Raw genomic sequence first — 21048 nt, forward strand, 5'->3', positions numbered from 1 at the left:
TGAGAATTTTTATTTATCAAAAATCTAATTTTTGGAAAATGGAATAAATCTTTTGAAAAATTTCTCCATATAAAATTCACAATATTTATTTACGTTTTCTTCAAGATCCATTGTATGAGGCCATCCTTCCAATCTATGATATTCAGCGTAAACTCCAATTCTATCTAATGCGTTTTTAAGAGTATCAGATTGACTAACAGGAACAACGTCATCAATTGTACCTTGAAATATTAATGTTGGAGTGTCATCTTTTGTAATAAAAAATAATGGTGAAGCTGCTCTGAATATTTCCGGTTCATCTTCATATTTTTTACCTAAAAAATTAATTACGCCGGGATGATTTCTTCCGTACTCGGTTGTTAAATCGCATGGTCCGTATAAATTAACAATTGCGTTAACTTTTGTGTTTACATTATTGATTGAACATTCGTTAAATATTTCCGCGTCTTGCGAGTAGCCGATCATCATGGCTAAATGTCCTCCGGCAGATCCGCCAACAACCGCAATATTATTAGTATCTATAAAATATTTATTACCATTTTCTTTTATCCATTTAACGGCGCATTTAACATCATTAACTGCTGCTGGAAATTTAGCAACTCCGGCAAGTCTATACTGAATTGTAACGGTTACGTATCCTTTTAACGCAAAGTCAACTAAATATTTTCTATAATCTTTTTTATCTCCGCTTTTCCAAGTCCCGCCGTGTATAAAGACAATTGCCGGTCGTAATTCATTTAACTCCTTTAAATGATAAATATCAAGTTTAAGTTTTGTAGAATCAATTTCCTTGTAAATTATTTCATTATATTCACGTAATGATTCAGGAACCGGCGGCATCTTTTCAATAAAGTCAATTAAGCCTAAAAAATAGGAAAGCTTTAATGTGAAATCACCGCAGTAACCTGCCGGAGGTTCAGGTTCATTTTGAGAATATAATTCAATAAAAAAAACGAATAGAAAAATTACTGATAAACTAGTTTTCATATTTTTTCTCAGCATTCAATTTTGACGCGGAATTTATATCTAAATAAAAATAAATATCCTTATGCATTTTGAGAATAGAAGACGGTATTTGCGGCGAAATAATTTTCTCGAATGTCATTTTAACTGCTTCGGCTTTTCTGAAATCGGGTACGCAGCAAATAATTGTATTAGATTTTAAAATTTGATTAACAGACATGCTGATTGCTTTTTCCGGAACATCCTCAATTTTTTCAAACCAGCCTTCGCCCATCTGCTGCAATTTGCAAGCTTCATTCAAATTTACAATAATATATGGTTCTGTTGTTTCAAAATCCGCCGGCGGATCATTAAAAGCTATATGCGCGTTTTCACCAATACCTATAAACGCTACATCAATTGGATGCCGTTCAATTATTCTGCTTATTCTATCACATTCTATTTGCGGTTCATTTTCTCCATTAATAAATTCGAATGATTTTATTTTAACGAAATCATAAAACCTTTCCTTTAAATATTTTCGGAAGGAAGCGTTGTGAGATTCTGATATTCCAATGTATTCATCAAGATGGAACGCATTAACTTTCGTCCAATCAATTTGCATTTTTACAAGTTCGTTAAGCATTTCAAATTGTGAAGCTCCGGTTGCCAAAATTATATTTGCTGATCCGTTTGAGTTTACCGCATCATTAATTTTTTTAGCGCCAAGTTCAGCCGCTTTTTTGCCCAATTCAATTTTTGTTCGTGAAATATCGATATTCATAAATTTTCAACTTATTAATTAAATAAATCCGCTATGGCAAAATAGCTTGTTACAAATCCGAATATGATTACCGCAATTATTCCTAATTTCATTTTTGTTCCGGCTTTATACTTTTGCATTAAATCTTTATTTGTAATTAAAATGTAAATTGGAATTGCAACCGCCGGAAGAATTAAAGCTTGAAATGCCTGAGAAAATATCATTATTATTGGCGGTCGTGCGTTCATAAACTGAGTAATTATCCCAAACAATATTCCAATAAGTCCAAGTATTCTGTACATTGGCGATTTTATATTTCTTTCTTTTCCGGCATAATCACTAATTAACCAAGGCGCTATAAGTATTATTGGAAATATTGTAGATATTCCTGCTGAGACAATACCAAGTATTAAAATTAGAGCCGCGATTTTCCCGCCAATCGGTTCGAAAAGTTGAATCATATCAACTGTGTTATTTAAGCTAATGCCCATAACGTGTACAGTTCCCGCTGATACTGCCATAATTACAAAACTTAATAAAAACATAATTGAAGCTGAAACCGCCGAATCTTTTTTTTCAATTTTGAGATCTTCAATTTTCCATCCTTTTTCGGCGACAACAGTACTTCTCATTATAAATACTGCCGCAGAACATGTAGTTCCCGCAATAGCAGCAATCAGTGAATAAGCGCCGGATTTATTTGGGATTGATGGAATAAGTCCAATTAAAATTTCACTTATACTTGGTTTGACTAAAAAGAATACTAATAGAAATGAAAGTCCCATTAACATTACAAATACAATTAAAATTTTTTCAAATAACTTATACTGCCCGAACCAAAGAAGTGCATATAAACAAACTATTAGAAAAATTGTGATTACAAAAGTCCCTATTCCTTTACCGCCAAACAAAATCACAACCGCTTCATTTAATAAATCCGAAACAATTCCCATTATTCCCATTAATGCTAATAGCTCGCCAATAACTAAAGAAACCATTATGTAAACCGCCAATAACTTTCCATGCTTAAAGTGAGTTTTAATATTATACAATGCGGTATTGCCAGTAACAATAGTCGTTTTTCCATATGCCACCATTAGGATATACGTAAAAACTGATGATAAAACCAATGCCCATGACAAACTCATTCCATGTTCCGCGCCAACTTTTGCCATTGTTGTAACACTACCGGTTCCAATATTGTAGCCTATTAAAAATAAACCCGGACCAACAGCCAATAGTGCTGAAATCAAATTTCTAATTGCTGGATTTGTTTTCAACTTACTCATAATTTTTTATCAAATACCAATTCGCCATCAACAAAGGTTTTTTGGATTACTAATTTTCCATCTATAAAATCAAATAATATAATATTGGCTCTTTTACCGACTTCAATTTTTCCAATAGAATTTAGCTTCAACAATTCAGCAGGATTTTCAGTCGCAAGTTTAACCGCGTCGCTTAAAGTACAGCCGGTAAATTTTATCATATTCTCAATCCCTTTTTTAATTGAAGAAGCCGCGCCAGCCAATACATCTTCTTCAGGAAATTTTATAACGTTTTCAGTCAGCAGTACTTTCCTTTCTCCTCTGATATATTCGCCCGGTTCAAGTCCGGCTAAATCAAGTTCATCAGAAATTAAAATAGTTTTTTCTTTTCCTTTTACTTTATAAAATGTCCTTACTTCATCTTTTGTCAAATGATAGCCGTCGGCAATAATTGATATGTTTAATTTATCATTTGATAACTGCGGCCAAATTGGATTATTATGTCTATCTATTTCATTCGCACAACCGTTTCCAAGATGAGTTGATAATACCGCGCCAGCATTTACGGCAGCTTCAATCTGTTCGGCATTTCCATTATGATGACCTAATGCTACTGTGATATTATTTTCCGAAAGCTTTTTTATGAAATCAACCGCGCCGGAAATTTCGGGCGCAACCGTAACTAATTTAATTCTATTATCAGCGGCGTTTTGATATTTAAGAAATACATCCCAATCAGGTTTTTGTATATATTTTTCGAGATGCGCTCCTCTAAATCCTTTTAATGGAGAAATAAACGGACCTTCGAGATGAAAACCGGGAATTGATCTTGAGACTTCATGATTTTTTAGAGCTTCATTTAATACTTTAAAGTTTTCAATAATTCTTGCATTATCGCTGGTTATTATTGTAGGTAAAAATGAAGTGATACCGTCTTTGTACAATGCATTAACTACATTTTTTATTTCATTTGGGTTTAAATTCGGTCCGGTAAAATCAACGCCAAGATATCCATTGATTTGTATATCTATTAGTCCCGGCGCAATGAAATATTTTTCTTTAACATCAGAAAATTCTATTGTATCTATTTTCTGAATTACTCCATTTTGAAAATAAATTTGTATTGGTACATTATTATCCGGCGATATACCTTTAATAAAAATTTGATTTGTTTGCGGAGAAACAAATGTATAATTAAAAATAAGAATTAAAAAAATATTTAAATATTTTTTCATTTCATCCAATTTAAAAAATTATTTTGATTTATAAATTAGCTTTAATCTTATTCCAATCTAGATCCATAATATAAATTTGCTTCATATCGTTTCCTGCGGCATCCTTTACAAGCTTTGTTTCAGCATCTCTAGTTTCAGTCGGAATATCAAAAGCCGCTCTCTTTCCATCTTGAGATATTACTAATTGCGTTCTCTCTTTTTTATCCTTCGTTAACTGAAAGGTTTTTCCAAAATTTTTCTTGCTTACATTTGAAACAAAAACGTTTCCATCACTTAAATAAAATATCCATTCGTTTAAATACCATCTAACATTTGAAATATCAGATTCGCTGTTTGTTACTTTTATCGGCTCCTTTGAATTTCCTTTGGATTCAATAATAAATAATTGTTTCGTTCCGTTTTTATCCTGTGCCGTAAATACTATCAGTTCACCATCTTGAGAACCTCTTACAATTCCGCTGGCGTTAAAGCCATGTGTTAATCTTCTTATTGATAAGCCTTTGGGCGGAGTCGGGTATTCCTTTTCATTACCTGAAAAACAAGTTGTTATATCAACGTCAAGCGGAATATCGGCGACGAACAGATCCGTAAAATAATCAATTCCATTTTCCGCTCTAACTTTTCCAATAAATGTTCTCATTGTTCCAAGAGAATCAACCCAAGAATCATCATTAGCTTTTTCTATTTCACCCGGTTTTGATTTCCCTTTTTCAGCCGGTTTAAGTATTACTGAAAAATAATGAGTGTAGCCTTTGGGAGCTTTATCATTCTGTTCCATATAACCGATTGTTCTATCATAATTTTGCAATATGAAATCGTCATATGTAAATCCTATTCTATTGCCGCTTCTTGAATATTCATGTCTATGTGTTCCGCCTCTTTGCGCACCAGGTATTGTATTTTGTTTTTTTATATCTCTTAAATCTATTTTTGTAATAATTCCCTTTCCTTCTCCGTCAACTTCAACTCCGTTTCTGTTTCTTATATCATAATATCCTCGTTCATTTACTTCGTCTAGAAAAGGTCCATGGATAAAAATCACTTTATTTTCTTTAGGATGAAAAGAAACCGCTGCAACGCCGGGCGCAGCTTTTTCACCTGTAACAAATGGAGGTTCCCAAAGTATAGTTTCTTTTCCGGTAGAAATTTCAACTTTTTCAATGGATTTACAATTAGCTAGATTTTCATTGTAAACCGTTGCTCTTGTATCGTAGCATAAATATTTACCGTCAGGGGAAAAGTTATCGTTGTTATCTAACGCATGGTTTTTAGTACTAAATGTCAGTTGCGTTTCATGCATTTGAATATAAATTACTTCGTTTACTTTTTCCATTTTGTTACAACTCACTATTGTTAATAAAATTAAGAATACCGCAAATATTTTTTTCGACATTATTGTTCCTATTTATTTACTGGCTCACTGATTGCATTTACATATCTTCCAGCCCAATAAGGAAGCAAATAAACATAAGGCGGTAATTCTTCACTTCCGTTATCTCTGCCGTTGTTTCTATATGCGCCGTTATGCAAATGCAAAGGTCTTTCATCTTGAGGAAGGACTTCGCTATATTCCTGCTCTCTAAAATTTGGCGCAATTTTATCAATATCTTGACGATGTCGGTTTTCTACTCCCCAAGTTATAAGATCCAGAGGATATTCTCTTAACCACCATGCCGATTCTTGGATATCAATATTTTTTCCACCTGAAAACGCAAACAAATAATTCCATAAAGGATTTCTTTCACTTCTTTCAATTTCCCAATGACTTTTTGACGCTTCAAAAAATTTTTCTTTTAATTCAGGGGTAAACGCGTATTTAACTAAATTAGGAATTGTCAAAAAATACATCTCATCATCTGAATGATTCCAAGAATCGCTTAAATTTTCACCTTCTACGAAACCGATTACCGTAGCGGGCAATGCGGCGTTATCGGCGTAACCATATTCATTGATAAGTTCATATGCTTTTTTCTTGTAAATTTCATCTCCTGTAAAGTGATATGTAGCCTGAAGAAACGCTAATATTAAAGATGAGTTTAATCTTCTGTCACCGGTATGTATTGAAAATTTATTTACATAATCAGGATGCCATCTTCCCCATTGAGTAATTTCGCCATTCCATGTTCTTAAATACCAATCATTTCGGATAATATGATCCATCTCAATTTTCAATTGATGAATTGCTCTGTCACGCCATTCCTTATCGGGTGCCAATTCAGCGAATAATGCATAAACAAAAAAGTGTCCGCAAGATTCATCACTGCTTGTTGTTGATTTCCATCTCCATCTTTTATCTTTTGCCAATTGCCATATTTTATCTTTTTCAGGTTTATTTGGATCAGTGTCACTTGACTGATATGAATCAATTTCATAAGTACGAGCAGGAAAGCCTTCAACTCCACTTATTTCGGTCAGCCTTTCCATTGCTTCAAATGCTTCATATGCGTTTTGTTTCGCGTCTTCAGATTTGGTTACCGCATATCTAAATAATTCTCCCGCTAAGTACATCGATGTCCAAAGACCGTCATTATCGGTATCATGCAATACTGCTGTTGAAAGATCACCGGGAGTTTTTAAATATGTTTCGGAACTAAAACCATATCTAATATGCCTTAATCTTTGAATCTTTTGAAAATATTCTGCTTTATCGGCCAATGTCATTTCAGTAAATAAAATTTTACTCAGTCCGGTTTTAGTCAAAATAAGAACACTGCTTTCCGGTCCGCTTGAAATATCAACAACGTCATCATCAACCAGCCAGCGCTTTGACGCGTAATAATCATACTTCCCATCTTCTCTAAGTTTGAACGCGCCTTTTGCCGAACCGAACCAAATTTGACCATTTATATTTTCAACGCAAGTTATATTAGTAAAAGGCAGCTTTTTATTTATTGGAGATGGGTTGAATTTCATATTATCCAAATTCAAAATTCCATCATTTGTTCCAACAATAATTTGATTATTATTTAGCGCGAATGCCGTAAGATTTTTTCCGGAATAAACTTTTGTAAGTTTTTTATCATTATTCTGAACTTGATAAATAGACTCATTCGACAGTATAAAAAACTTATTTCCAATTCTATCATATTTTATATCGATTGGTTTGAAGTCTGAAATTTCATTTTCCCATATTTTTTTTCCATCTTCAAAGAATACTAATTTATTTTCCGCTCCGATTAAAACATTAAAATTTTCGGCAAGCGCAAATTTCAAAGGATTTTTAATTCCATGTTCAAAATATTTTTTACCGGCCCATGCATTGCTGAAAACAGCTTTATCGGTCAAGTAAACAAATTGATTTTGCAAAATATCCAATGAAATTATATTCACATCTTGAAGCGGGCTGTATCTAAAGTCTTTTAATATCTGTTTTTCAAATGGCATTAACAATCCGTTATTCGATAAAATATTTACTACATTATTCCTATCACTTTTAACCTTAAACAGTTCCGAAGAAATTTGATCCTTGGCAAGTTCATATTTTTCCGCGTGATCCTGTAAATACGGTTTATCAATATATTGCTGAGCGTTAAGTAAATTTAATAATAGAAAAAACAGCATAAGAGTTGTTGATATTTTCATTAAGTTTCCTTTTTTACTTGAAATAAAATATTTTTTAATTTGAGCCGTTAACATAATTTTTGAGTTCAACGGGAAGATCGGTTTGTATAATATTAGCTCCGCCTTCTATTAAACTCTTGTAGCCGGTAAAATCTTTTTTTAATGCTTGTTCATCCGGCTTGCCTAAAGCATTTATCCAAACACGTGCTCCGTTATCTTTAATTTTATTTATAACTTCATGTGTAAAAAAACTATCATCAATGTGAATAACTTCCGGGCTATATTTTTCAATTATAAAATTAACTTCATCCATAGAATGCGCTCTAGGCATTACAATTAAAGTCGAATCAATATATAGCAAACTATCCAAGACTTCAAATTCACTGTCAAAGAATATTACCTGTGATTTTGTTTCCGTTTTGTTTACAAATTTTAGTAACTCTTTTACCGGAGCTCCTTTTATATCAATATCGATCATAATTTTACCTTTTGCTAAATTTAGAGCATCCTCAAAAAGAGGAATTCTATAAGTTTCGTCATTGACATTTTCTGTAATTAAATTAAATTTTTGAGTTTCATCAAATGTTAATTCTTCTAACTTTCCACTCCCGTTTGTGGTTCTGTCAATTTTGCTGTCATGCATAAGAACCAATTTTCCATCTTTGGTTCTCCTTACATCCATTTCAATTATATCAACTCCATTTTCAATTGAATGTTTAATGGCAGCCAAAGAATTTTCCGGGAATTTGGTATGCATTGATCTATGTGCGGCAATCAATATAACATTAGAATTTGGATTATGAAATTCTTTAAGTGTTTGTTCAAGTTGAGAAGAAATTTCAGGAATAAATAAATTGCTGCAAGCGGAAAAAATAAAGTTTAATAGTATAGCGAGTACGTAAATATATTTCATTTTGTAAATTTTGATTTCTTTCAACATGTAAAATAATATTGATATAAAGTTAGACAATCGTTTGCCTAATATCATAAAAATTATGTAACTTAATCAAGTATTTTTTTTGAAAAAATATTTACTCGGTTTTTTTGAATATTATTATCTATTTTCGAATAAAAATTTCGGTGGTGTTATGAAAACTATTACAATTCTCTTACTTTTAACATTTACAATCACTTTATTAACTGCCTTCAATGCTTCTGCTGAATCTATGGCAAATTCCAATGCTAAAAAAGTACTTCTAGTATATGGAGGATGGGAAGGTCATCAGCCAAAAGAATTTAAAGATCTGATTCTTCCCTGGCTGAAAGAACAAGGATTTGACGTAACTGTTTCAAATTCATTAGATATATACGCTGATTCGGCAAAAATGAATCAGTTCGATTTAATTGTTCAAGCTTGGACAATGGGACAATTAACGGGCGAACAAGAAAAAGGCTTGACAACAGCAGTCCAAAATGGTGCCGGAATTGCCGGTTATCACGGCGGCTTAGGCGATTCGTTCCGATCAAATACAAATTATTTATTTATGGTTGGCGGCCAATTCGCGGCTCATCCCGGCGGTCAAATTGATTTTACCGTTAATATAAAAAATCATGACGATCCAATAACAAAAGGTATTTCTGACTTTACTGTTCATTCAGAACAGTATTATATGCTTGTTGATCCAGGTGTTGAAGTTTTGGCAACTACAACTTTTTCAGGCGAGCACGCAAACTGGACAAAAGGAGTTGTAATGCCTGTTGTTTGGAAAAAGTCATTCGGCAAAGGCAAAGTTTTCTATTCATCAGTAGGTCATTCAATGAAGGATTTTGAAACTCCGGAAGTTTTGGAGATTTTAGAAAGAGGAATTCTCTGGGCTGTAAAATAAATATTAAATTTTAAGGTAAACAGAATGAGCGATCAAAAATATAACAGAAGAAAATTTATAAAAAAAAGTACTGGAACTATTGCAGCTTTAACAGCATTCCCTTACATAATTCCATCCAAAATTATTGGCAAAGATAAATTAATAGCGCCAAGCGATAAAATAAGAATTGGCTGTATCGGGCTTGGCTGGCAAGGACCTTGGAATATGGATATGTTCCTTAATGAATCCGACGCGGTTGTCGTTGCAGTTTGTGATATTGATAAAAATCATTTGATGGAAGGTAAAAATCAAGTAGATACTTATTATGGAAATAACGACTGCGCTACCTACCATAGTTATGAAGAAATAATAGCAAGAAATGATATTGATGTTCTTTCTATTGCGGTACCTGATCATTGGCACGCAATAATTGCGATTGCCGCGCTTAAAGCCGGTAAAGATGTTTATGGTGAAAAACCGCTTTCACATAATTTAATGGAAGGCAGAGCAATTTGCGATACCGTTAAAGAATATAATAGAATTTGGCAGACCGGAAGCTGGCAAAGATCACAGAATCATTTTAGATTTGCCTGCGAGCTCGTTAGAAATGGAAGAATCGGAAAGGTTCATACTGTTGAAGTCGGATTACCTTCAGGAAATTCCGACTTTGGAGGGAATGATATTATTACCGACCCTCCGAAAGAATTGGATTATGAACGCTGGCTTGGACCTGCGCCGTTAGCTCCTTATGCTTCAGCACGCGTACATAAAAGCTGGAGATGGAATTTAGATTACGGCGGCGGACAATTATTAGATTGGATAGGACATCACGGCGATATTGCTCATTGGGGATTGGGAATTGATAATACAGGACCCGTAGAAATTTCGGGCGTTGGTGAATATCCGAAAACCGGATTATGGAATACAGCAACGAGATATAGAGTTGAAACCAAATATGCAGATGGTTTGAAAATGATTCTGGCCGGCGGACACAATGATGTTTGCAACGGAAGATCCGGTACAAAATGGATTGGAGATGAAGGTTGGATTTGGGTGGACCGCGGCAATAGTTTGGATGCAAGTAATAAACTTATTTTAAATGATACTATTAAACCAAACGAAATACACTTAATAAAATCGCCCGGACACGTGAGGAATTTTTTAGATTCGGTAAGAAGCAGGCAAGAAACTATTGCTCCTTGTGAAAACGCTCATCGATCTGCTACACCAGGGCATTTGGGACAAATAGCAATGTTATTGGGAAGAACAATTAAATTCAATCCGGAAACTGAAGAAATTATTGACGATCCGGTTGCTTCAAGACTTCTCGGCAGACCAATGAGAAGTCCGTATCACATTTAAATTGTTTTATGAAATTTTGAGGAAATCAAATGCAGAGATCAAATTATATTGAAAGAACAATTGGAATTATTTCTTGCTTTTCATTTGTTCTAATGCTTTTTCTATCAATTCAACTAAACGCACAGGTTATTCCAAGTGAGTTATTGGATTCGATCAAGAATTATAAAATTGGCGATGACAGAAGTAATCTATCAGAAATATATAAAATTGTTATTGACGCAAAAAATAACCAAAACAAAAATGCAGAAGTCGAAAAAGAATTATTGAGTTTTTTCAAATCTGACGCCTCATTCGATGCGAAACAATTTGTAAGCAGAGAATTAAGAATTGTTGGAGGTGAAAGTTCTGCAAAAGAATTAAAAATATTTTTAAACGATGAAAAGCTTAGTGATTTGGTAAGATACGCGATTGAAGATATTCAATCTCCCGAAGTTGATAAAGTTCTTATTGAAGCGCTCCCACAAGGTTCGGATAGAATTAAAATCGGAATAATAAATTCCTTAGGATTCAGAAAATCACAAAATGCCGTTGATGCAATTGCAAAATATATTAATGATAAAAATATAAATCTTTCATTCGCGGCTATTTCCGCTTTAGGAAAAATAGCAAATGAAAAATGTATTACAGTTTTAGATAAAAACCTAAATGTTAAAAATGAATCTCTAAGAAATGTTATATTAAATTCTTATTTAAGATGTGCTGATAATTTACTTCTTAAGAAAAAACAAATTGAAGCTTACAACAATTACAGTAAAATTTATCAGCTTCAAAATGCGCCAATGTCTATTAAGAAAGCAGCTTTAACAGGCATTTTAAATTCAGCTCCAAACAAAGAACAAGAAATATTAGATAGAATAAAATCTTCACCCGATGAATTAAAAATAGTGCCAATTTCAAAAATTAGGGATTTAAAAAATATAAGTGATATTAACAAATTTTCATCTTTACTCGGCAATTTAAATCCGGCGAATCAAATTCAATTATTGGGAATATTTAGTGAAACAAGTAATGCTCAAGTTAAGCCTTCGGTAATGAGTTTATTAAACTCCGATGTTGAATTGGTAAGAACAGCGGCAATTAAAACTCTTTCCAAAATTGGAGATAAAACAGATGTAATTAAACTGGCAAAAATTGCAGTGGAAAAATCCGGCATAGAAGCCGAAGCAGCTCAAAATTCTTTAGATTTACTAAGCAATACGGATGTTGATAAAGAAATTATCACAAATCTAAATTCATCAAACGATGATTTAAAAATCGTACTTATTAAATCCATCGGCAACAGAGGTTATTCCGCCGCATTAAATACCATTTTAGAATTAACAAATTCTGATAACCGTTTGATTAAAAATGAGGCATTTAAAACCATCGGTGAAATTGGAGAATCAAAGGATATCGGCAAAGTAATTGACATACTTAAAAAACTGCAGGATAACTCGGATAAAAGAAAAGCAGAATTTACAATTTCAACTATTATGAAAAAATCCGAAGTATCAAAAGATATTTCCGTATTACTAATTAAGGAATTGAATAATACCAAAAACGTAAATGATAAAACATCTTTCTTAAGATTACTGGGTCAAACAGATGATGAAAATGCTTATGGTATTTTAGTAAAGGAACTTGGTAATTCAAATAATGAAATTAAGACTGCGGCAATAAACGGACTTTCATTATGGCAAAATCCAAAACCGAGAGATATATTGCTTAAAACCGCACAAACTTCAGCTGATGATGTCCAAAGCGCCGCATTAAAAGGATTCACTAATTTTATTGAAATGGATAAAAATCTAACTGTAGATCAAAAGGTTGAACTTTACAAAAAATCATTGGAACTATCAAAATCGAGTAATGAAAAAAATATTGCTTTGGATGGAATTGGACATCTTGATTCATTCGAATCATTGGAAGTATTAAAATCATTCTTAAATCAAGATGATATTAAAGAAATTGTAGATGATGGAATAAATAGAATTTCATGGCACTTATTCCCTTCTGATCCCGCAAAAGTTAAAGAATATTTAAATTATTTTTTATCTAAAGTTAAGGATGAAAAATTTCAGACTAAGAATAAAGAATTATTGAATGCAATTGATAGATATGTAGAAAGAAACAAATAAATTTTTAAGTATTAATTTTAATCGTCCCGCTTAAACGGGACGATATTTTTTTGTTATAAATACCGCCGCCAATAATAAACCAAACTTTAAAACTTATTTTCAATTGAATCAATTTGCGGTTATGTTGTGGAATCCGCTCTTAAGAATATAAATATTTCTATCTTCATGAAAAATATTTTTCGTTTTACTCGGCAATACGTTTTCATCATCTATCATAACATTTTTAAATTTTGATGGAAGATATAAAAACGCCGTTGAATTACCAGGAACCGAGACTTCCATTTTCCAATCTAATTTATCAATAAATAAATTATATTCAATTGTTCCTCTAATTGTGGGCGTTTTAAGTTTAATAAAATTTAAATATCCCGGCTGCGGAATAATCGCGAAAGATTTAAATCCCGATTCCAGCGGCAGAATTCCTACCATTCGCCTTACAATTACATTTGCCGGAGCGGAACCCCAAGCATGATTCCAAGTTAAATTGGGTTTAAAGTATTCATCCCAAGCTTCTGTTGTCATTGTTGATCCTGAGTTTATCATATTCATCCAGCTTCTTTTATTTTCGGATGACATCAAAGATATAGCATAATCAGATTCACCAACGTTAAATAGGGCATCAAGTAAATATTGAGCTCCATATACGCTGCAAGCCATGCCTTTACTTTTAATGAATTTAATAACGTTCGTTAAATTTGTTTCTGGCTGAATATTAAAAGCCAACGCAAACATATTGGCGTGTAAACTGCTATGTGATGTTCCTTCTCCGTCTATAAATAATCCGCTTTTTCTATCATATAATTTTTCTAATATACTTAACCTAACTTTTTCCGCCCTAGTTTCGAAAAATAATTTATCTTGGTCATTCCCTAGCACATCTGCAATCTTTGACATTACTTCTAAACTTTTATAGTGAAAAACATTTACAACCGTATTTATGTTTGTAAATACAAAACCATCTCTCTCTCCTTCGGGTGTTGGTCCTGCATTACCGGCTTGTATTTCACCTAAAGGTGTTCCCTTAGGCCAATCAACAATATCGCTTAATTTCTTTCCTTGAAAATTTATTTTCTTTAAAAATTCTTCAGTAACTTTTCCGGGCGCGGTACTAATTAATCCGTCTTCCCTTTCAAGGCTAAAAAAAGTTTTCATTTTAAGAAGTTCATAATTTTCCTCAAGAAATTCTTTATCGCCTGTATAAAGGTAATCCTCCCATGCCATGAATATTGTGTGCATATGCCATTCTGTAGGCCAAGAAGGATTGTTGAGTAAAAAATTTGTTGTATACCTCGCGATTGAATATTCCATGTCAACGGAATAATGCCCCAACTGCTGAATATACGAATCCGCTTCGTAAGGCATTCGTTCTCTGTTTCCATCGGCATAAACACCAAGAAAAGGAGTCACCTTTAAAGTATATTTGCACAAATTCCAAACTTCATTAAGATTTTTATTAGAACTAATGAAATTAGAACTCGACTCATTAAACGGATAAAATAATGCATTCTGTCTGATATTTTTAATAATAATTTTATGACCGCTGTTTATTTCAACGAATCGAAACGGCATAACTTCTGGATAAAAAGGCGCTAACTCCTGATGGTTTGGAGAATTTGAATGATGTCTCGGAATTACAATTTTATAATCTGTGATACCTTTATTTAAATTTATTTTAAATTTACTGCAACCGATATTAGATTTACCCGGATTTTTATTTACTGTAAAATTTTCATTTTTTCTTTCACCCAAGTAAACTATTGCCGAATCTTCAATTGTGGAATTTAATCTCAGCTCAAGAGTTCCAAATGCCGCCTTTCCAAAATCGATAAAGTAATTCATAGAATCAATTGTAATAATTTCAACCGGTTCAATTTTCTGAAAAACTGCTGTTTGCCTATTTTCCGAAACCCAAGTTGAATCACCTAATTGTAAATATTCACTTTTCCATTTAGATTCAGTCGCAGATGAAAAATTTGAAGTAATAAATTTTTGCGGATCGCTGAAATAACTTTCATTTCCTGCTTCATCCCAAAATTTTACTTTCCACCAATATGATTGATTTGGTTTAAGGTCTTTTCCCGAATAGCTAATACTTATTGATTCTTCCGAATTAATTTTACCCGAATTCCAATAATCTGCGTTTCCGTTTATTAATAAATCTATATCTGAGGCAACTAAGATTTGAAATGCTATTTGTTTGGTAACCCAATTTGGAACTATCCAACTAAATTCTGGAATAGCATCGGTTATAACGGCTTTTTCCGGAAAGCGCAACAGTTCAACCATCAAGCCGGTCGGCGGAGGTAGATTCATAATTTCAGCCGAAATCAGAAAATAACACGCAATTAAATATGTGTATTTTTTCATATAAATTTTTTCAAATATTTAATTGATTATATCAGCTTATTTTTTCCCGTAAGTTATTCCAGGCCAATCATCAGTTCTAAACGGCGAGGCAGGCAAACCCGCGCCATTATATAAATTGCAGATAGGATTGGAAGCCCAAGCATATCTAACCGCAACAGGCTTTTTAATTAATTGATTTGACACATTAACTTCATTACCGGAAATTTCTGCTTCTGCCCAAACAAATTTTTTATCTTCGCCGGCAATTTGGAATCCCAATAATTTGTTATTCCCTTTTGAAATAAGTCCGCCGTCAGTATTTGAAAATTTAATAATTATTTTACCGTCTTCAATTTTCATTGAATCATATATTGGGCCGGAATAAGTTACTTCTTGTTTATAGACTTTAGCCAACGCGTTTAATGCCAATCTTTTTCCAACTTCTTGTTTATTTTTTGGATGAATATCTTTCTCTTCGCCTATATCAATAGTAACTGCCATTCCGGTATTATCTAAATTTAAATTCAAAAGTTGTGCTTCTCGTAATTCCGCCCAAGAATCATCAGATGGATTAGAATTAACCTTTTTAAAATTTGCCAACTGCACAAATAAAAACGGGAAATTAAATCCGCCCCAATTTTCACGCCAATCATTAATTTGCGTTTTAAATAATTCTCTGTATTGATAAGCTCTTTCAGCGTTAGATTCTCCTTGATACCAAATGACACCTTGAAAATTAAAAGGAATTAAAGGATTTATCATTCCGTTAAAAAGAACAGTTGGTCTATTTGGACCAACATTGCTTGTCGGTTTTTCTGGTAATTTGCTTACATCAATTGTAATTGGATCAATTTTAAATTTCCAATTACCCGAGAGAGAAATTGACTCATTGTGTTTTTCTAATTTTAATTCTTTAGCCGGACCGTATATTCCACCGACATTTCCAATATCCAAAACTGCAACAGCAATAATATTTTTACCGTGATTAACAATTGAATCGGGGATGTCATATTTTCTTAGATCTTGAACGTCGACACCTCTGCCTACTTTATAGCCATTAAACCAAGTAACGTCATAGTCATTAATTTTACCTAATGATAATAATAATTTATTCCCCTTCCATGCATCATTTAAATTAATTTCCTTGATAAACCATACAACTCCATCATAAGTTAAATCATCATCTTCCCAAAGTTTCGGCAGACTCATTTCCTGCCAACTATCTGAATTATAAGACAAATTTTGAAAGTCATGAGAAAATATTCCTTTTTCATTTAGAATTTTTTCAATTTTATCCGGCCATTCGTTAATTTTTTTCCTTTCAATTTCAGCTTTTTCAGAATCACTCGTTGTATCTGATTCAATAATTTTAACCGTTTCTAAAAAGTCTGGATTTTTTTTAAGTGAATTTCCGCTTATCCAAGCTTCAACAACTGTTCCGCCCCAAGATGTATTAATTAAACCTATTGGAACATTTAAATTTTTATACAATTCTCTTCCAAAGAAATATGCTACAGCGGAAAAGTCGGAAATAGTTTCAGGTGAACATTGTTTCCATCCTTCACTTGAAAAAGTATCCTGCGGCGTTTCTGCCATTTTCTTTTCTACTGTTAGAAGTCGAATATTAGGATATTTTGCGTTTGCAATTTCATCTTTATAATTCAGAACTTTTCCAGATCCGCCAACCTGCATTTCCATATTTGATTGTCCGGAACATATCCAAACCTCACCAATCATAACATTTTTAATTACAATAGTTTGTTCGCCTATAATTTTTATTTCGTATGGTCCGCCCGCATTTATCGGTTCTAAATTTACTTTCCAATTTCCTGTTACATCAGAAATTGTTTGTTTCTCTTGATTTAACAATTTAATAATTATTTTTCCGCCCGGCTCAGCTTTGCCCCAAATTGTAATTGTTTTATTTTGTTGTAAAATCATATTGTCAGTGAACAAAGGATTTAGCTTAATATTTTTTGCCGGAGGATTGCTGCTTTGGCAAACTACGTTTATCTGTAAATAAAATAAAAATATTATTAGATACTTAATGAACTTAATAAATGAAAATTGGAATACGTAATTTGTACTTTTCATATTATGCTTAGTGGATTTAAATAATTAATTAAATTTTGAATTAAAGTTAAATGCAAGATATAAGTCCAATTATTTTCATTTCATAAATTTATTATTTTACTTAAAGAACAATATTTGTCCCGGAATAGGGAGAAATCTTATTTCTTTAAAACTATACATTGCCTGCAATCCTTTGCTACCACCGGTTTGAAAATAACCAACCATAATTTTGTGTAAGCCTTTTTTCAAATTTACTCTACCGCTTGATTGTTTAACCGCGTGCTCTCCGTCATTATCTACAACTAATTTATCATCAATATATAAATTACTGCCGTCATTAGATGAAGTATAAAACTCATATTCACCGTCTTCCTCAATTTTAATTTTAGATTCAAGTTGAAGTGCAAAGTTATATTTTGGTATATCGATTCCTTCCAGTCCAAATTGATAAACCTTACCTTCTTTAGTGTGTTTTAATTTTGTAAAATCGGGGACTTTTTTAAACTCGCCTTCATATAACTTCCAAGAAATTCCATTAATTTTTGGATCAACAAAATTATAAACCGCCTGCATTATCATGCTTGGATTCAAATCTTTATCTATTGCCTGCGCTCTTAATATTGTATTGTTTGTAATTTCTATTGGATCTTTATAAATAAATGAATTTTTGTTTGGTTCACTACCGTCCAAAGTATAATATATAACCGCGTTTTTATCTGAACAAGATATGTCTGTGATTATTTTTTCACCAATCATTTTAGTTACATCTCGCGGATTGATAACGGCATTTGAAGTATAAGATTTTGTTATTTTTTTTGTTACACCTTTAGATATAAATGAATAAGAGCCCGATTGAATTTCATATATTGCCGAATTACCTTTCCATCCCATAAATTTTACACCTTCAGCATCTTTGGCTAAAATTCCTTTTTCAAAAACATCTTCTTTGTTCAACGTCGGCACAAACACTGTCGCAGTTGTATTTGCGGGAATTTGAATATTCCATTCAAAGTTTCTATCGGTTAATTTCCAATTGCTTTGAATTTCTCCTCTTAATGAATGATAAGCGCCTTTTACATATTTTAGATCGCCTAAGACCTGCGGTTCCATAATAATATGTTTAAATGCCGGAATTAACGGATCGGTTTTAATTCCGGCTAAATCTTCATAAAACCAAATTATTAAATCACCCAAAAGCATAACATGATTTCCGGAATTCATTCCCGGATCCCCATGATCTCCGTTCCATAATTCCCATATTGTTGTAGCTCCCTGCTTAACCATATAACCCCAGCTTGGATAAGTAGAATTAGAAGCAAGTTTATAAGCAACATCCGCATAACCGTTATTGGTCAGCGTTCTCATAAGCCATTGTCCGCCGATAATTCCGTTTCCTACATGTCCGTTAGCTTCACCCAAAATTTTCTGAAGTAAATTCCCAATTATCTTTTCTTTATTTTCAATTGGAACAAGATCAAAAGCAATAGCCAAAATATTTGCGGTTTGCGTATTGTTGCTGTACTGTAAAAGTTCTTTATCTAAAAACTTTCTATTAAATGCGTTTTTCATAATTTCAGCTTTTGCCGAATAATTTTTTGCGTCATTATCCTTCCCGAGTAATTTTGCAAATTTTGCCATGAGTCTTAATTCATAATTAAAGTAAGCTGTACCAATAAATTCCGAACTGGTTGTTCTAAGAGGATCACTCGAATGAATTAATTTTACATCTTCAGGAGGAACACACCAATCGCCGTAAGTATCTTTATACATTATTCCATCTTGAATATATTGATTCATATGATTTATCCATTTCTGCATATTTGGATAATGTATTTCTATTGTTTTTAAATCGCCGTATTGTTCATACAGCATTTCAGAAACAAATAAATATGTACCAGCCCATGTAGTATTGTCGTTATAAAATGGCCAATAGGAAGGACAAACATCGGGAATACTGCCTTTTTCATTTTGCGCGTCTCTGATGTCGCAAGCCCATTTATTATAAAGAAGCGAAAGGTCAAAAACAAAACTCTCTCCGGTACATTCCGAAGATCTGTCACCAAGCCAACCGTGTCTTTCATCTCTTTGCGGACAATCTGTTGGCATGCTTCTGTAATTTCCTCTTATTCCCCAAAAAGCATTTTTATAAATATTATTGATAAGCTGATTCGAGCTCTCAAATTTTCCAACTACTTTGAGTGAATCATAAACGACTTTTCCAACTATTGATTTTAAATTTGGTTTGCCGGGATAACCGATCATTTCAACATATCTAAATCCATGATAAGTGAATTTTGGTTCCCATCTTTCATCGCCGTCGCCTTTTAAAATGTAAGTATCGGTTACTTCCGCTGTTCTTATATTATCCAAAAACAAACTACCATCTTCATTTAAAGTTTCCGCAAATCTTAAAGCAACTTTATCGCCTTTCTTTCCGTTTACAAAGAGTTCAGTCCAGCCAACCATATTCTGTCCCATATCAAAAATAAAAACTCCGGGCTTTATTTCATTTACATCTATTGGTGTTACTTTTTCCATAATTTTAATTGGAGCGTTTGGCTGAGAAATTAATCTCTCTCCGGGTTTTTCAACCACTTCCGCGTTCAGCCATTTAGAATCGTTAAAATAAACTTCATTCCATCCATCCATTTCCATTGTCGCGTCGTAATATTCACCATCGTATTCGTTATTTTTTCTTATTGGTCCGTTTGCCGTAATTTTCCATGTGTTATCCGAGGCAACAATTTTCTTTGATCCGTCTTCATATTCAATTTCAATTTGACAAATTGCTTTCGGAAATCCGTATGTTCTCATAACCGCCGGAACTTCACTTCTCATAGCAAAATATCTTCCGTTACCTAAAATAATTCCCAACGCATTTTTATTTCGGTTAATATTATTAGTAATATCATAAGTCAAATAAAAAGTGGTTTTGTTATATTCGGTTGCGGCAGGAACAAAGACATCGTCGCTTACTTTTTTGCCATTGAGATAAAATTCAAACAAACCCAGTCCGGAAATAAAGGCAGTTGCCTTTTTTACTTTTTTATCAATATCAAATTCATGTCTCAACATTCTAGCAGATAATATTCGGTGAGCAGCATCTGGTTCATCACTGCCGACTGCCTTATCCAATCCAATCCATTTTGCTTGCCAATCATTTTCAGTTAACAACCCAGTTGAATAATGGTTAATATCACTTTCATGTTTTTCACCTTCTTCATCCCAAACAAAAACTTTCCAATAGTATTTTTGATTACTATTAAGCTTTTTACCTTCATATTTTATCTGAATTGTATTATCAGAATTGATCTTTCCGCTGTTCCATATTTCAGATTCATCGGTATTTAATTTTTTATAATTCTGTGAAACAATTATCTGGTAAGCTGTTTGTTTTGCGCCTCTTTTATTGGATTCCAATTCCCAGCTGAATCTTGGTATTTCAATATCAATTCCAATCGGATTAATTTTATACTCGCATTTCAAATTTTTAACTTCCATAGGTTCCGCTTGAATAAAACTTGTGAACATTAAAATTACTATTAATAATATTTTTGATCTCATGGTTTCTCCTAT

The 21048-nt window shown here is 32.8% G+C and carries 13 protein-coding genes; 3 read left to right on the plus strand and 10 right to left on the minus strand.

Translation table 11 applies throughout. From position 1 onward, the window contains the following. Positions 1–24 precede the first annotated feature (24 nt). From IPK06_03825 to IPK06_03855, 7 genes are read right to left on the minus strand one after another with little or no spacing between them, the layout of a single operon-like run. Positions 25–987: an alpha/beta hydrolase gene (locus tag IPK06_03825; protein ID MBK7979139.1), complete on the minus strand. Its 963-nt coding sequence runs from the start codon at positions 985–987 to the stop codon at positions 25–27. Continuing rightward, positions 977–1726 carry a glucosamine-6-phosphate deaminase gene (locus tag IPK06_03830; protein ID MBK7979140.1) on the minus strand — a complete coding sequence of 250 codons (750 nt, stop codon included), beginning with the start codon at positions 1724–1726 and terminating at the stop codon, positions 977–979. The genes IPK06_03825 and IPK06_03830 overlap by 11 nt, the downstream gene beginning before the upstream one ends. Positions 1727–1740: 14 nt before the next feature. Next, positions 1741–2994: a divalent metal cation transporter gene (locus tag IPK06_03835; protein ID MBK7979141.1), complete on the minus strand. Its 1254-nt coding sequence runs from the start codon at positions 2992–2994 to the stop codon at positions 1741–1743. Beyond that, positions 2991–4208, minus strand: coding sequence for an N-acetylglucosamine-6-phosphate deacetylase (gene nagA / locus IPK06_03840; GenBank protein ID MBK7979142.1), 1218 nt, complete (start codon positions 4206–4208; stop codon positions 2991–2993). The genes IPK06_03835 and nagA overlap by 4 nt, the downstream gene beginning before the upstream one ends. A 28-nt stretch (positions 4209–4236) precedes the next feature. Next, positions 4237–5601 (minus strand): DUF3748 domain-containing protein, encoded by a 1365-nt coding sequence (locus IPK06_03845; protein MBK7979143.1) that lies wholly within the window; start codon positions 5599–5601, stop codon positions 4237–4239. An 8-nt stretch (positions 5602–5609) separates the two neighbouring features. After that, positions 5610–7790, minus strand: coding sequence for a hypothetical protein (locus tag IPK06_03850; protein ID MBK7979144.1), 2181 nt, complete (start codon positions 7788–7790; stop codon positions 5610–5612). A gap of 34 nt (positions 7791–7824) precedes the next feature. Then, complete coding sequence (locus IPK06_03855; GenBank protein ID MBK7979145.1) at positions 7825–8682, minus strand: glycerophosphodiester phosphodiesterase family protein; 858 nt, start codon at positions 8680–8682, stop codon at positions 7825–7827. Positions 8683–8935: 253 nt separating this feature from the next. On the opposite strand from IPK06_03855, the gene IPK06_03860 reads away from it, so the two are divergent. Genes IPK06_03860 through IPK06_03870 form a run of 3 tightly spaced genes read left to right on the plus strand, consistent with a single transcriptional unit; the run spans position 8936 to position 13053 of the window. Continuing rightward, complete coding sequence (locus IPK06_03860; protein MBK7979146.1) at positions 8936–9595, plus strand: ThuA domain-containing protein; 660 nt, start codon at positions 8936–8938, stop codon at positions 9593–9595. Between the two features lie 24 nt (positions 9596–9619). After that, the gene (locus IPK06_03865) at positions 9620–10936 is read left to right on the plus strand and encodes a Gfo/Idh/MocA family oxidoreductase (protein ID MBK7979147.1); all 1317 of its coding nucleotides are present in this window, start codon (positions 9620–9622) and stop codon (positions 10934–10936) included. 29 nt (positions 10937–10965) lie between these two features. Continuing rightward, the gene (locus IPK06_03870; GenBank protein MBK7979148.1) at positions 10966–13053 is read left to right on the plus strand and encodes a HEAT repeat domain-containing protein; all 2088 of its coding nucleotides are present in this window, start codon (positions 10966–10968) and stop codon (positions 13051–13053) included. A 108-nt stretch (positions 13054–13161) separates the two neighbouring features. On the opposite strand, the gene IPK06_03875 is transcribed toward IPK06_03870, so the two are convergent. The 3 genes from IPK06_03875 to IPK06_03885 form a co-directional block, all read right to left on the minus strand. After that, positions 13162–15420: an alpha-L-rhamnosidase gene (locus IPK06_03875; GenBank protein ID MBK7979149.1), complete on the minus strand. Its 2259-nt coding sequence runs from the start codon at positions 15418–15420 to the stop codon at positions 13162–13164. 36 nt (positions 15421–15456) lie between these two features. Further along, the gene (locus IPK06_03880) at positions 15457–17493 is read right to left on the minus strand and encodes a 9-O-acetylesterase (GenBank protein MBK7979150.1); all 2037 of its coding nucleotides are present in this window, start codon (positions 17491–17493) and stop codon (positions 15457–15459) included. Positions 17494–17589: 96 nt separating this feature from the next. Then, positions 17590–21036 carry a family 78 glycoside hydrolase catalytic domain gene (locus IPK06_03885; GenBank protein MBK7979151.1) on the minus strand — a complete coding sequence of 1149 codons (3447 nt, stop codon included), beginning with the start codon at positions 21034–21036 and terminating at the stop codon, positions 17590–17592. Positions 21037–21048: the final 12 nt, after the last annotated feature.

It is taken from the genome of Ignavibacteriota bacterium (assembly GCA_016713565.1).
Taxonomy (GTDB): domain Bacteria; phylum Bacteroidota; class Ignavibacteria; order Ignavibacteriales; family Melioribacteraceae.

What these genes read in the sequence shown, in the direction of transcription:
- IPK06_03825 (MBK7979139.1), bottom strand. Translation starts at nt 987, where the DNA reads ATGAAAACTAGTTTATCAGTAATTTTTCTATTCGTTTTTTTTATTGAA.
- IPK06_03830 (MBK7979140.1), bottom strand. Translation starts at nt 1,726, where the DNA reads ATGAATATCGATATTTCACGAACAAAAATTGAATTGGGCAAAAAAGCG.
- IPK06_03835 (MBK7979141.1), bottom strand. Translation starts at nt 2,994, where the DNA reads ATGAGTAAGTTGAAAACAAATCCAGCAATTAGAAATTTGATTTCAGCA.
- nagA (MBK7979142.1), bottom strand. Translation starts at nt 4,208, where the DNA reads ATGAAAAAATATTTAAATATTTTTTTAATTCTTATTTTTAATTATACA.
- IPK06_03845 (MBK7979143.1), bottom strand. Translation starts at nt 5,601, where the DNA reads ATGTCGAAAAAAATATTTGCGGTATTCTTAATTTTATTAACAATAGTG.
- IPK06_03850 (MBK7979144.1), bottom strand. Translation starts at nt 7,790, where the DNA reads ATGAAAATATCAACAACTCTTATGCTGTTTTTTCTATTATTAAATTTA.
- IPK06_03855 (MBK7979145.1), bottom strand. Translation starts at nt 8,682, where the DNA reads ATGAAATATATTTACGTACTCGCTATACTATTAAACTTTATTTTTTCC.
- IPK06_03860 (MBK7979146.1), top strand. Translation starts at nt 8,936, where the DNA reads ATGGCAAATTCCAATGCTAAAAAAGTACTTCTAGTATATGGAGGATGG.
- IPK06_03865 (MBK7979147.1), top strand. Translation starts at nt 9,620, where the DNA reads ATGAGCGATCAAAAATATAACAGAAGAAAATTTATAAAAAAAAGTACT.
- IPK06_03870 (MBK7979148.1), top strand. Translation starts at nt 10,966, where the DNA reads ATGCAGAGATCAAATTATATTGAAAGAACAATTGGAATTATTTCTTGC.
- IPK06_03875 (MBK7979149.1), bottom strand. Translation starts at nt 15,420, where the DNA reads ATGAAAAAATACACATATTTAATTGCGTGTTATTTTCTGATTTCGGCT.
- IPK06_03880 (MBK7979150.1), bottom strand. Translation starts at nt 17,493, where the DNA reads ATGAAAAGTACAAATTACGTATTCCAATTTTCATTTATTAAGTTCATT.
- IPK06_03885 (MBK7979151.1), bottom strand. Translation starts at nt 21,036, where the DNA reads ATGAGATCAAAAATATTATTAATAGTAATTTTAATGTTCACAAGTTTT.